Source organism: Idiomarina loihiensis L2TR, assembly GCF_000008465.1.
Classification (GTDB): domain Bacteria; phylum Pseudomonadota; class Gammaproteobacteria; order Enterobacterales; family Alteromonadaceae; genus Idiomarina; species Idiomarina loihiensis.
On sequence record NC_006512.1, the window covers coordinates 1,954,144 to 1,967,523 of the forward strand.

The following is a 13,380-nucleotide window of genomic DNA, read 5'->3' on the forward strand; positions in this document are numbered from 1 at the left end:
TTGCTCTTCCCGCTTAACGCCTTAATAACCGGCACGCGTTTTTTTGTGAATCAGGTGCCGATAGGCAAGTAGTTAATTGACTTGTTACATTCTATTTTCAAAATATTCACTCTTTGACCGGATAGCTTACTATGCACTGTTGATCGGCAAGCAAGTAAAAGCTGTTCCCAGTTAACTCGATAAATGGAAAGTCAACAAATTTTGCATTATGCATAGATAAGCTTAAATGCATTTTTCTATCTGTTAACTTCAATCTTCTCGCGTGGGCGGGATAAGTACCTTTGCCTTTTTGTGTTACTAAGAAAGCGACAGGAAAAAAAGATAGCAAGCTTAGAATAGTCATGTTCCCCTCATTGTGAAAACCAACCATTTTTGCACTTAAGTGTTTTTTGTGAGGATAAAACCAATAGTATATGTCGTGAGTATTTTCTATAGCATCATTTTCGCCTAAGACAAACTCTTGTAAGGGCTTAAAATATGGTGCGTCCACAGGTTCTGTCCGGCACTCACTTACAGATGTTGCAGCTAAAATATGACCGATCATAGCTCTAGCATATCTTATGGCATCAATATCTAAACTTAGCATTGTAGGAGTCACGAGAGGGCCTTCAAAATGAGCCCTTATTAACACTGTTAACTCCTTATGCACGCGTGATATTTCAGAATCGTTTTTACCAAGTATTTCATTGTTGCATGCGCTACATATAGTTTTAAAAATGCTACCATTTTTAGCCTTTACACCCTTTAAGCTGTTTGATTCATCCCCCATTAACTCGGTAATGTGTTTTTGCTCAACTTTTGTGATTTGAATCGATCCTTGAGGCGGAACGTGATCTTTAGAAAGTGCTCCAAACTTCCCACAAATCAAGCAATATCCTTCCTTGATACGAGTATGTTGGATTCTCTTAGAAATCTCTCTTGAATATTGTCCCATTAAATTGCTCGATGTTTAATTTGAAATGTAACGTTTGTGCACTGCACATGCACACTTTCTAACCCATTAAAAAAATCAAAAGTACCTCTTTCCTTTTTAATAAGGCGTTCGTTTCTATCAAAATTATTCCACTATAAGCTAAAATAAAATGTGCATGCTCATTTAGCCATTTTAAAGTGCGCAATATCAGTCTTTACAATTTACGTATGTAATTGACACTAAACGGGTTAAAAATGAAAAGCAAGCAACAAAAAAGCCTGACAACTCAAAAAGAGTTATCAGGCTTTATAATCAAAAAACTAAATTTAATTCTATCGAGAAAAGCGGGAAACTAGCTTAATTAACCCACCAAATCATCCGGCATATCGCCACGCAGGCTATGCCAAATTTCGGCGGACTCGTAACCGTAACGACGAACCAGGTTAACGGACTCGTTGTAGTCGCCTTCGCGGGTTACGGCTATTAGGTTTTCATAGTAGTCGCGGGCCAGTTGGCGGGCTTCTGACGACGAAAAGTAATACTGCCCAATACGCGAGTACAGGCCTTTAAAGCCGTTCAGTACCAGCACATAAATGGGGTTGCCGGAGGCCATGGCTAAGTCGTGGTTCAACTGGTAGTCGAACTCGGCAAAGGTTTTTTTGTTGTCTTCCAGCTCGCTGGTGGGTTCCAGTAGCTCCAGAACTCGCTTTGGGTTATGGCGAATGGCGGCACGAATATAAATGGCGCTAATATTGGTGCGTGCAGACAATAGCTGGTCGACTAGCTCCGGCATGCCGTCTTCGTCCAGGCGCGCCAGGGTTTCTAGAATATTAAGACCAGAGGTTTCCCAAAAGTTGTTCACTTTGGTGGGTTTGCCGTGCTGAATGGTCAGCCAGCCGTCGCGCGCCAGACGCTGCAGCACTTCGCGAAGGGTGGTTCGCGTTACCCCAATGAGTTCAGACAGTTCTCGTTCAGCGGGTAGAATAGTGCCCGGTGCAAAATGCCCGTTCCAGATAGATTTTACGATGTACTCCTCGGCAAAACCCGCCGGACTTTTAGCTTTTATTATCATATTCCCGCCTGTGAACTAACTAATAAAAGGATTCTAGCAGCCTTGTGTGAGGTCGGACAAGATAACTTCCGGCTTTATATCGACAACACCACGCTATTTGGGTATGGTTTCTACGTTTTTACAGTTTCTTAAGGAAAATCATCATGCTGTCTGTGGGTCAGTGGCCTAACAAACCTTTTGCCTGGTTACTGTTATTTCTAGGGTGTTCAGGCCTGTTGGGCGCCGCGCTTTACTTCCAGATGGTTCTTAACTTAGAGCCCTGCGTAAAGTGTGTTTATCAACGTATGGCGGTTATCGGTATTGGCTTGTCTGCTATTGTCGGCCTGTTTGGTTCCGGGCTTTGGTTAACGCGCTGGGCGGCTTTAATTGGCTGGCTTTACAGCAGTTATCAAGGTTTATTAATTGCCTACGATCACTGGGATCTTCAAACCTCGAAAAACGCGTTCTTTGCGGTGTGTGAAAGTGCGCCTAATTTCCCTGACTGGGCACCAATGCACGAATGGATGCCGGGGCTTTTTGCGGCACCGGGGTTATGCGGTGACATTGACTGGCAATGGCTGGGGTTAGGTATGCCGGGCTGGATGACGGTGATTTTTGCGGGCTTATTGCTCATTGGTATTATTGTGACTATTTGCCATATTATTTCGTCGTTCACGAAAAAAGACGGGTTGGTGCTTTACCACAAATAATCCGTTTTAATGCCAGGGCTAAGACAAGGGCCAGGTCACTATACGGTCTTCCAGGTCGCCCTTGAACTTCGCCTCACTTACGCAATGGCCGGCTACATGATAGCCGGCTTTTTTCATTGGCTCTTTACTGCCCTCATGCCTTAACGGATGCCATTGCGGCAAAGGCTGTCCTTCTGCCCGCAACCGATAAGCGCAGCTAGCGGGCATAAAGTAAACCTCGTCGAGGTTGTCAGGGGTTAAGGTTACACAAGCGGGTACACGCTCACTGCGGTGAGCGTAGTCGCTGCAGCTGGCCGTCTTGGTATCTAACAACCGGCAGGCAACGTCGGTAGAATACAGGTTATCTTCTTCGTCCAGTAGCTGGTTTAAACAGCACTGCCCACAGCCATCGCACAAGGCTTCCCATTGTGCGTGACTCAGTGTGTGCAGCGGCTGTTCATACCATTTCATCAGTACCGACAAGGCATTACCTTGGAAAACGAATGCGGTCGGACAAATAGCCCACGGCGGCCACAAAATAGTGCGAACGGTTCCAGCGCATGAGCGCGTCGTAGTTAGCGTAAGCCAGGTAAACGCGGCCTTCTTTGTCATCCGGAATCACTATTGATGCATCGATATCGCCGCGCGATGGCAACTCAGAGCCGTCAAAGCGTGTAACGCCTAAGTCAGCCCACTCGCCCAGCTTTTTCTTAGTGTCCAGCCCGGCTAATGACTCATCAAAACCTTCAGGCAGTTGTACCTGACGTCCCCAGGTTACGTCGTCTTTCCAGCCAACCGAGCTCAGGTAGTTAGCGGCTGACGCAAATACGTCCGGGTAGCTGCCCCAAATGTCTTTTTTACCGTCACCGTCGTAGTCCACGGCGTAACTCATGAAAGAGCTTGGCATAAACTGAGTTTGCCCCATAGCGCCTGCCCATGAACCCTTCATTTGCTCCGGTTCAATGTGGCCGTCTTCAATAATGGTTAAGGCTTCCCAAAGCTGCTTTTTGAAAAACTCTTCGCGACGTCCGTCAAAAGCCAGCGTAGTTAGTGCCGATACCACATCAAAGCCACCAGTGAACGAACCAAAGTTGGTTTCAATGCCCCACAGCGCGACAATAAAGCGCGGCTGCACGCCGTACTCTTTGCCCACTTTTTCCAGCAGCTCTTTATGTTCGTTGTATTTTTCTAACGCTTTTTCGGCTTTCCAATCCGGTACTGCGCGTGGCAGGTAGGTATCCAGAGTTAATTTAAATTCCGGCTGGTTTTTATCCAGCTCTACCGCCCGTTCGTAATACTTTACTTTGGCGAAGGCTTTATCCAGAGTGTCTTGCTTATAGCCGCTTTCAATGGCTTCGGCTTTCAGAGCTTCAACGTAGGTGGCAAACTGTTGGTTCACATCTTCGCTGGACTCTTTTTTAGCCTTGTCGTCAGTTTCCTGAAACGCAGAAGCCGGCGCGCTAAGCGCAAATGAAGAAGCCAGACAAAGAGCCAGCCCTGCCACTTTTATTTTATTTGTTAACATTGACTTGAAGTTCCTCTCGTTTCGGTGGTAACTGCAAATAGAAACCATCGTTATGCAAATGCTGTTGTAACTTTTCGACCGTTAAACGCGCCAACTGTTCACGGTTGGCCAGGTTAATTGTCAGCACTTTTTCGGCGCGACCAAACTGGCCCAACAAAACATCGGGCACGTCGGTAAATTCGTTACCATGAGGCAGGTAAAGATAGGTATCGGCTTTTTTCGAGCTGCGATAAACATCACACAGCATGGCAGTTCTCCTGAATGGGGCTACTTGCTAATTATAGCCTGTAATTCTGCCCCAATTGCGTGCTGACGCCAACCCACCATTAAGTCAGGTTGCGGCAAACGCTGCTGTTGTTGCGTTGAGTATTGCCAATGAAAGTTAATAAAATCATTAATTTGCTTGCGTGACGCCACCAGTGACGCCGGTATGTGTAAAGATTCAGCCAGTTCCGTAACGGCCTTTTTAATGGCCTTAAAAGTTGGCTTGTAGCCTTCCATATCGTCCAGACGTTCCAACGTTTGCGGAAATTCAGACTCGGGCACTTGTTCGGCTTGCTGAATACAGCGAATAATATCGCGCCCCGAATACTTGCGTGACATGGGGGCTAAATCTGGAATGCGGCTTAGCTCGTCGTCATTTTTTGGCATTCTTCGGGCTAGCTCAAGCAAGACCCCGTCCTTGGCAATAAAGCCCAGCGGAATGTCGCGCTCGCGCGCTTTGTGTAAACGCCAGGGCGTCAGAATTTTAAGTGCAGCCAGTTGCCGCGGGTTCAGCTGCCAGGCATTGCCTACGCCCAAATAGAGCAGATCATCCGGCCAGCTTTGTGTGCGTTTACGCACCTGAATTTGCGACTCTTCGTACACAATATCCAGCACACCTTTTTCTTCACACAAAGCTTTAAGATACGGGTACATTATCGCCAGATAACTGGCATCGGCGGCAGCATAGTCTAACTGTTCATCGCTTAACGGACGCTTAAGCCAGTTGGTACGTGACAAGCTTTTGTCCAGCTCAACGCCGTCAAATAAGGCATCGACTAAACGTGCGTAGCCCATTGAGTCACCCAGGCCACAAAAACCGGCGGCTATCTGGCTATCAAAAATTTGTTTGGGTTGGCGGCCGCTGCTTTGCTGAAAAAACAGTTCAATATCTTCGCCACCGGCATGCAATACGGTTTCGACTTCATCGCCGGAAATCAGCTGCCATAAAGGCTCTAAATCAATATCCGCCAACGGGTCAATAACAGCCGTTGTGCCGTTAGCGTGAATTTGTAATAAGCCTAACTGAGCGTAATAAGTGCGTTCACGCACAAACTCAGAGTCAATAGCGAACCAACCGCATTTTACGGCCTGCTGGCAGAGATCTTGTAAATCATCAGTGGTGGTAACGAGCCGGTATTGTTGTACCGACTCGGGTAATTCTAACGGCAGAGTCAAGCTTCATCCTCTTCATCGCGTAATTCACGGCGAATTATTTTGCCGACGTTGGATTTAGGCAATTCATCACGAAACTCAACCAGTTTAGGTACTTTGTAACCGGTCAGGTTTTCGCGCGAAAAGTCGATAACTTCACGTTCGGTCAGTGATTTATCTTTTGCCACAATGAAGACTTTTACCGCTTCACCAGACGATTCGTGCGGCACGCCTATGGCTGCCGACTCAAGAATTTTAGGATGGTCAGCTAGTACGTCTTCAATTTCGTTCGGATAAACATTAAAACCCGACACCAAAATCATGTCCTTTTTACGATCCACAATTTTGAAGTAACCACGCTCATCAACAGTGGCCATGTCACCCGTTGCAAACCAACCGTCTTTAATTGATTCTGCTGTCGCATCAGGACGGTTAAGGTAACCCACCATAACTTGCGGGCCTTTCACTTCCAGCTCGCCCGGTTCACCTAAAGCCACTTCTTCGCGCGTTTCAGGGTCAACAATACGCATGTCGGTACTTGGTACCGGCAAACCAATGCTGCCCGTGTAATGTTCAATATCGTAAGGGTTAACGGTAACCACCGGAGAACACTCGGTTAAACCATAACCTTCCAGCAAACGAGACTTGGTTACCCGCTCCCACTCGTCGGCCACTGCACGCTGGACCGCCATGCCGCCGCCCAGAGCAATTTTTAAATTCGAGAAATTGACGTCTTTAAAGCCCTTGGTATTCAACAGGCCATTAAACAGCGTGTTAACCCCTGAAATCATTGAGAAAGGATACTTATTCAGCTCTTTCACAAAGTTCGGCATGTCGCGCGGGTTGGTAATTAAGACGTTCTTGCCACCGTGCTTTATAAAGGTAAGGCAGTTCGCGGTTAACGCAAAGATATGATAAAGCGGCAGCGCGGTAATAATGGTTTCTTCGCCATCATTCATTATGGGCGTAATAACCGAGGAAACTTGTTCAAGGTTAGCAACCATATTACGGTGCGACAGCATAGCGCCTTTTGCCACCCCCGTTGTTCCGCCGGTGTACTGTAAAAAGGCAATATCATCACCGGTCACTTCAGGACGTTTATAGTCGGCCATGGTTCCTTTGGCCAGCGCTTGATTAAAACTCACCGTGCCTTTTAAATTATGCGAAGGCACCATACGTTTTATATACTTAACCACAAAGTTAACCAAAGAGCGCTTAAGTAAAGGCAACTGGTCACCTATTTGCGTGGTAACAACTAAATCGAGCGGAGCTTCTGCTTTGATTTTTTCATAGGTTTGAGCAAAGTTTTCCAGAATAACCAGAGCTTTTGCCTGAGAATCTACCAGCTGATGCTTTAACTCGCGCGGCGTGTAAAGTGGGTTGACGTTCACTACAGTCATGCCTGCTCGCAGAATACCGAATAACGCCACAGGATATTGCAGCAAGTTTGGCATCATAACCGCAACGGCATCGCCTTTTTTAAGGCCGGTACTGTGCAGGTAAGCGGCAAAGTCGCGAGTTTTCAGACCCAGTTCTTTGAAACTCATTTCTGAGTCCATATTTACGAAAGCCGTTTTCTCGCCGTACTTTTCAATGGACTGCTCAAGTATATCAACCAACGACGCAAAGTGATCCGGGTCAATTGTTTCCGGTACTCCCGCTGGGTAGTTTTCCAACCAAATTTTATCCATAAAAGGCTCCGCCTCTCACTATTTATAGTTATTTTCAGTGGCGCAATCATCGCATATCCGACCAGTTAATCCTAGTCGTTACCAGCCGCTAAACGTACGATTTAAGCAGTTCAGCTATTTTCTCAGGTTGTTCCATATGTACGTGATGTCCACCTTCCAATGTCTTACAACTTAAGCCTGAAACTTTATCCTGCCATCGCTTAAATGCGCTATCTAACTGATCATAACCGCGGCTCCCGCGCACAACGGTCACTGGCATGATTAACTTTTCAAACAAGTCATCCACTGCCGAACTCGGTAACCTGTAGGCCGACGTTGTCTTTACCCTGGCATCGGCCCGCCAGTGCCAGCGGCCATCTTCACCATGCTCGCAACCACGTTCAACAATTAACCGGACTAAATTGGCTGAAAAATCAGCCTGAGCGGCTCTGGCCTCTACGGCGGAGTCGAAATCCGCGTAGCTTCGCCAGCGAGGTGTCTGTAGTTTTTTGCGACTTAAAAAGCCCTGTTTCAGCTGCTCCTGCGCATTCGTTCCGTCAGACACCAGTAACCCAAAGGCTTCAACTAATAGCAGTTGCTGAATACGCTCAGGGCTTAATGCTGCAACCACATTGCTGACAAAGCCCCCCATAGAGTGACCGAGCAAGGTTAAATTCTGCCAGTCCTGCTGTTGAATCAGCTGCCATAAGTCATAAGCATAGTCGATAAAATGATAATAGTTGCCCACCGGACGGTGATCACTGTGCCCGTGACCGGGCCAGTCAAGCGCTAAAAAACCACCTTTTTCAGGTGACCAGTACCGGGCTATAGGTAAAAAGCTATGACTGTTGTCTAACCAACCATGAGTTGCAACAACTCTTATGTCGTTAGGATCGCCCCAGCACAGCCCCCGAACGGAACCCCAGTCCAGCTGATAACTGACTGGGGTAGCCTGCTCTGCTGTTTCTCTATAATCCATTAAAGAACGAATTAGTTGCGGTTTTTAGCCGGAGTACCCGAGTTGTCCTGCACACGAACACGTACCGGAACCGGATAACGGTAAGGATAATAAGGCGAATAGAAGTTATGACGGAACCACAATGGCGAATAGTCAATTTCTACCTGGTTGTTTTGTTTTTCAATCTTCCACAGGTGATAACCCGTTGCTTCAATAACCGGGTAGGTATAAACATATTCGTCAATTTTGCCCTGCTGAGTTTGGCCTATCGTACCAACAAAACTGATTGACCGGCCTTGCTGATACACGTCGGGATCAACAAAGTCATTAACTACCGCTAAAAAACGCCCATCGCTGTTATCACTAACCTCAGGACGTCCCCAGCGCTTCAACGGGAAGCTGACGACTTCCAGCACGGTATGATCTTCGGCGTTGCGAACATCGGCAATGACACCGCCCCAACGGGCTGGCTCACCGGCTACTTCATCGCCCTGATGCTTGGCAACCTTGTAACTCACCAAAGCCTCTTCATTATCAGTGGCAAGCTCATCCGGAACCGAAGTGCAACCAGCAAGCACCATTGCGCTTAATACTGCAAATATCATTTTCATAACAGACCTCACTCAGGCGTAAACATCAACACCAAACATTGACGTAATTTGCTCTCTTTTCTCGCTTAACGCTATGTTTTGATAAGCATTAAGTGCTTTTTGAGAACGTTGTGGTGGCTCATCGTAAAACGTATTAAGTGACTCCCACCGTTCTGCGCGCCGCTGACTTTGCCGGGCATCGGGCACTACCCGCCGGGTATCAGCGACTTTCGCCGGGTTCTGTTCCTGGCGTTGCTGATCTTCCGGCGCAGACCTTTGAGGCCCTTGCTGTTGGCTGTTTAGCGGCTGAACCGCTTGCGGATTAATTCGCACGTCAACGATGACTCATCTGTTAGTAAGACTGATTTTATTATGGCGAGTTCAGTGCCATTCTACAAGTTATCGACCTGGCAATTTTTTCCAGGTCACTTCATTACGAACATACAAAGGTTCTAAGTTCTCTGCATCGACCGAAGTAACGCAACCTTTAGTTGCTATTGTCAGCATGTCTTCCGCCAGCGGTAACCGGCAATCCATGCTGTGCTTTAATTCCTGCTTAGGGTCTAGGGTACCGGCGTAGTTGTCCCAGCCAGTTCCCGCAGTATGAAAGCCCTGGACATTATGCTCTGCGAATAAACTAGCAGAGGGTTCAGCAACGGCGGGCTCCGTTATTTGTTCAGCAAGACCATTATTATTACGGTACAAGGCGTAATAAATTTCACCCATGCGCGCATCAATACAGGCCACAACCGCTTCTGCATTGTGTTTACGAATGGCTTGCTGCGCTAACGCCTGCAGGCTACTGACCGGATATACTGGTAACTCGGCACTAAAAGCAAGACCCTGCGCCATGGATACCCCGATGCGTACACCGGTAAAACTGCCGGGCCCTACGCCAACGACCAGCCCGTCCAGCTGACTTAATTCGGTTTCTGCCTGCTGCAGCATTTGTTCAACAAAAGGCAGTAAACGCTGCGAATGTTCCCGCGGGCTTTCTATTGCTTCGCTAAAGAAATTGTCCTGCCAGCGAATAGCCACTGAGCAATTTTCGGTCGACGTATCAACTGCTAATAAGTTCGTCATTATTGGTTTCATCTTTCTCTGCAACCTGCGCTAAAAAACTCAGCGCTTCATTTAAATCCCGGGTTCTCGACATAGCTGGCAAGCTGGATAAAAACTGCTTACCGTATTGGCGCGTTACTAAACGACTGTCGCAAACAATTAACACACCGGAGTCGTCTTTATCACGAATTAACCGTCCTGCGCCCTGCTTCAACGCAATTATCGCCTGCGGCAATTGTATCGTGCTGAAGGCGTCGACACCACGCAAACGGGCATCTTCAACACGCGCATTCAGCAAAGGGTCATCCGGCGAGGCAAACGGCAGTTTGTCGATAATAACGCAACGCAAGGCTTCACCCCGCACATCGACCCCTTCCCAAAAGGACGAAGTACCCAACAGCACGGCATTACCTTTTTTGGTGAAGGTTTCCAGTAACTCTGTTTTACCGGACTCGCCCTGCACCAGAATGTCGCGATCCAGCCTGTCACGTAATATTGAGGCCATTTGCTGCAACATACGGTGGCTGGTAAACAGTAGAAAAGTGCCCCCCCGGTTCACCTTAACGCACTGCTCCGCAATTTCAGTCAACATTTGATGCCGATTCGGGTCGTTGGCCTCGGGCAAATAACGCGGTAAACACAGCTTGGCCTGCTTCGCAAAGTCAAAGGGGCTTTCCAGCAACAAGGTGTCGGCGTCATCTATGCCTAAACGCTTGGTAAAGTAATCGAACTTGCCGTTAACCGCCAAAGTAGCAGAGGTAAATACCCAGCTCATTTTGTTGCGCTTGATATAGCCCCCGAAGGTCTTGGCAACGCTTAGCGGGGTTTGATGCAAACTGACGTGTCGGGGTGTAGTTTCAAACCAAAAGCTGTAGCCGGTGCGGTCGACGTCCATTAGCTGACGCCAAATATAGAGGTGCTGTTCAGCGCGTTCATGTAAATTATCAAAGTCTTTATTACGGCCGATAGCGGTTTTCATGACGTCGGTCAGCAGGGTTAAACGCTCCTGCACTCGCTCAGCCACCTCGGCAACGTCCGGTTTTTTGCGCCAGTCTCGCCAGTTGCCGCGCATAGGGTCCCGCGGAAACAACAACCGCCAGTCTTTCAGAGTCTGTAATAACGTACGTGCCATAGCGCTGGCCTGCGACAAGTCCTTCAGCTCAGTCATACATAAACGCTGCAGTTCTTCGCACATTTCTGTCAGTTGCCGACTGGAAACCGTTTCGCCAAAGTACTGGCTGGCAATGTCCGGAATTTGATGAGCTTCGTCAAAGACCACCGTATCCACGCTGGGAATCAACTCACCAAAGCCGGTATCTTTTAGCGCCATATCGGCAAAGAAAAGATGATGGTTGACCACCACAATATCGGCTTCCATGGCTTCTTTGCGGGCTTTGACTAAGTGGCAGTCTTCGTACACCGGACAGTCCCGCCCCAGGCAGTTGTCCTGAGTGCTGGTTACCTGCGGTAATACCGAGGCGTCTTCCGCTAAGGCGTTCAGCTCGCCCACGTCACCACTGCGAGTGGATGTCGCCCAGCGCTTTACCGTAATAAGCTGATTTTGAATGTCTTTGCTGAACTGTCCGGCCTGTTGGGTTGCCTGCTCCATGCGGTGCAGACACAAATAATTTGAACGGCCTTTTAATAAAGCGACAACTTTTTCCGGCGCCAGCACTTTTCTTAACATGGGTAAGTCGCGGTGGAACAGCTGTTCCTGAAGGTTTTTAGTACCGGTAGAAACAATCGCTTTGCCTTTGCCCAGTAGCACAGGAGCCAAATACGCAAAAGTTTTGCCGGTGCCGGTCTCGGCTTCAACGACCAGCTCACCTTTTTTCTTAACAGTAGCGGCTATGGCTTCTGCCATTTGCTGCTGAGCGGCACGTGGCTGAAAGTTTGTAATTGCTTGTGCGAGCTCGCCTGTTGGCTTAAATACTGATAAAACCGTCGCCATAACCTATACCGCCGAAGAAATAGGCACGTATTATGACATAGATGTTTGCCTAGGCGTAGGTGTCTATATGTCCTGAAGATAAGGTTTCATCGTTATCAGCAACCTCTTCAACGTCCGTTTGAGCCGACGATTGTTGATGCTGATGCTGTTGGCTACTTTCTCTTTTTTGATCATCTTCGATGGTAGCCCCTTCGTCTTCATCTACAGCGTTGAGTTCGCGTATCTTCTCAATCTGGTTTATTTTCATCTGCTCACGGGCGAAGTCCACAGGCACGCGAGTGTCTTTGGGGATCAACGGAACCATTGCATCAAAGTTAGCCATTGTTGTTGTCTTTCGCCTCGCAGAGAATGAATTCTGTTATTTGACTATACAACCACTGGTTAAATAATAAGCTTATATCGACTAAATAACCAATAAGTTTACTCTTGCATTACATTTCTCAGCTGTTATAGTGCTATACAACTTTACGAAGTAAAACTATTTTTATTGGAGTGTTAATTATGCGTTTTGTTCACAGCCACCACCATCATCATTGGAACTGTATGGCCTAGCCGTGAACTTAATGTTTGGGCTAGCCGTATAAACGCTAGCCTTTCGATTGACTATACAACCCCCGAAAGGCATATACCTTCGGGGGTTTTTCATTTTAGGAGCTGTTATGACTGACCGTTTAACCATTGCGATACAGAAATCAGGACGACTGAGTAAAGAATCTATGGCATTGCTGAATGCCTGCGGTGTGAAATTTAGTGTTAACGAAGCACGCTTAATTGCGCACAGCACCAGTCACCCTATCGATTTGCTGCGCGTACGTGATGACGACATTCCGGGTCTGGTTATGGACGGCGTGGTTGATTTAGGTCTGGTTGGCGAAAACGTGCTGGAAGAAGCCCGGTTAGAGCGCATTGCAACGGATTCTGTCGCGGCCTATCAGCCATTACGTGGACTTGAGTTTGGTCAGTGCCGCTTGTCGCTGGCGGTGCCAAGAGAAAGCCAGTATCAGTCGTTGAAAGATCTAGACGGTTTACGCGTTGCTACTACCTACCCTCAACTATTAAAGCGTTACCTGAAAGACAACGGCGTGAATGCGCGTACGGTTATGCTGACCGGTTCTGTGGAAGTAGCTCCCCGTGCCGGCCTTGCCGAAGCGATATGTGACTTAGTTTCCACCGGTGCTACGCTGGAAGCAAACGGGTTAGTCGAAAAAGACGTGATATTCCGTTCTCAGGCGCAGCTAATACAACGCGCTGACAGCCTGTCGGAAGAAAAACAGGCGATGATAGACCAGTTGCTGCCACGCATAGACGGCGTGCAAATGGCACGGGAAAGCAAATACATTATGCTGCACGCGCCAAAGAACAAATTAGAGCAAGTAGTCGAGTTGTTACCCGGCGCAGAAACACCAACCATTTTGCCGCTTAGCCACACCGACGAGCAGGTTGCCGTGCACATGGTCAGCACCGAGAAGCTATTCTGGGAAACCATGGAAGATCTTAAATCTATGGGCTGCAGTTCGATACTTGTACTACCTATTGAAAAAATGATGGGGTGATC

At 47.8% G+C, this 13,380-nt stretch carries 15 protein-coding genes; 2 read left to right on the forward strand and 13 right to left on the reverse strand.

The features are described 5' to 3' along the window. Window positions 1-106: 106 nt before the first annotated feature. Window positions 107-934, reverse strand: coding sequence for a hypothetical protein (locus tag IL_RS09350; protein ID WP_011235052.1), 828 nt, complete (start codon window positions 932-934; stop codon window positions 107-109). Between the two features lie 340 nt (window positions 935-1,274). Further along, entirely contained in the window at window positions 1,275-1,985 is a 711-nt protein-coding gene (fadR, locus tag IL_RS09355) for a fatty acid metabolism transcriptional regulator FadR (protein WP_011235053.1), read from the reverse strand. 143 nt (window positions 1,986-2,128) lie between these two features. Between fadR and dsbB the strand changes: the two genes are divergently transcribed. Beyond that, window positions 2,129-2,674, forward strand: coding sequence for a disulfide bond formation protein DsbB (gene dsbB, locus IL_RS09360; RefSeq protein WP_011235054.1), 546 nt, complete (start codon window positions 2,129-2,131; stop codon window positions 2,672-2,674). 18 nt (window positions 2,675-2,692) lie between these two features. On the opposite strand, the gene IL_RS09365 is transcribed toward dsbB, so the two are convergent. The 11 genes from IL_RS09365 to IL_RS09415 form a co-directional block, all read right to left on the reverse strand. Continuing rightward, entirely contained in the window at window positions 2,693-3,124 is a 432-nt protein-coding gene (locus tag IL_RS09365; protein WP_011235055.1) for a YcgN family cysteine cluster protein, read from the reverse strand. A 16-nt stretch (window positions 3,125-3,140) separates the two neighbouring features. Continuing rightward, window positions 3,141-4,178 (reverse strand): lytic murein transglycosylase, encoded by a 1,038-nt coding sequence (locus IL_RS09370; RefSeq protein WP_011235056.1) that lies wholly within the window; start codon window positions 4,176-4,178, stop codon window positions 3,141-3,143. Then, window positions 4,165-4,425: a YcgL domain-containing protein gene (locus IL_RS09375; protein ID WP_011235057.1), complete on the reverse strand. Its 261-nt coding sequence runs from the start codon at window positions 4,423-4,425 to the stop codon at window positions 4,165-4,167. The genes IL_RS09370 and IL_RS09375 overlap by 14 nt, the downstream gene beginning before the upstream one ends. Window positions 4,426-4,445: 20 nt before the next feature. Next, window positions 4,446-5,618 carry a ribonuclease D gene (rnd, locus tag IL_RS09380; protein WP_011235058.1) on the reverse strand — a complete coding sequence of 391 codons (1,173 nt, stop codon included), beginning with the start codon at window positions 5,616-5,618 and terminating at the stop codon, window positions 4,446-4,448. Beyond that, a complete protein-coding gene (fadD, locus tag IL_RS09385) occupies window positions 5,615-7,285 on the reverse strand; it encodes a long-chain-fatty-acid--CoA ligase FadD (RefSeq protein WP_011235059.1) in 1,671 nt (556 codons plus the stop codon). Before fadD ends, rnd begins: the two co-directional genes overlap by 4 nt. 88 nt (window positions 7,286-7,373) lie before the next feature. Beyond that, a complete protein-coding gene (locus tag IL_RS09390; protein ID WP_011235060.1) occupies window positions 7,374-8,243 on the reverse strand; it encodes an alpha/beta fold hydrolase in 870 nt (289 codons plus the stop codon). An 11-nt stretch (window positions 8,244-8,254) separates the two neighbouring features. Beyond that, a complete protein-coding gene (locus IL_RS09395; RefSeq protein WP_011235061.1) occupies window positions 8,255-8,833 on the reverse strand; it encodes a Slp family lipoprotein in 579 nt (192 codons plus the stop codon). A gap of 12 nt (window positions 8,834-8,845) precedes the next feature. Beyond that, on the reverse strand, window positions 8,846-9,145 hold the full coding sequence (locus IL_RS09400; protein WP_011235062.1) for a hypothetical protein: 300 nt from the start codon (window positions 9,143-9,145) through the stop codon (window positions 8,846-8,848). Between the two features lie 66 nt (window positions 9,146-9,211). Next, window positions 9,212-9,895 carry a tRNA (adenosine(37)-N6)-threonylcarbamoyltransferase complex dimerization subunit type 1 TsaB gene (tsaB, locus tag IL_RS09405; RefSeq protein WP_011235063.1) on the reverse strand — a complete coding sequence of 228 codons (684 nt, stop codon included), beginning with the start codon at window positions 9,893-9,895 and terminating at the stop codon, window positions 9,212-9,214. Next, window positions 9,873-11,825: an ATP-dependent DNA helicase gene (locus IL_RS09410; RefSeq protein ID WP_011235064.1), complete on the reverse strand. Its 1,953-nt coding sequence runs from the start codon at window positions 11,823-11,825 to the stop codon at window positions 9,873-9,875. Before IL_RS09410 ends, tsaB begins: the two co-directional genes overlap by 23 nt. 49 nt (window positions 11,826-11,874) lie before the next feature. Next, window positions 11,875-12,147, reverse strand: coding sequence for a hypothetical protein (locus IL_RS09415; protein WP_011235065.1), 273 nt, complete (start codon window positions 12,145-12,147; stop codon window positions 11,875-11,877). A gap of 337 nt (window positions 12,148-12,484) precedes the next feature. Here IL_RS09415 and hisG point away from each other — a divergent pair, with 337 nt between their 5' ends. After that, window positions 12,485-13,378 carry an ATP phosphoribosyltransferase gene (gene hisG / locus IL_RS09420; protein WP_011235066.1) on the forward strand — a complete coding sequence of 298 codons (894 nt, stop codon included), beginning with the start codon at window positions 12,485-12,487 and terminating at the stop codon, window positions 13,376-13,378. Window positions 13,379-13,380: the final 2 nt, after the last annotated feature.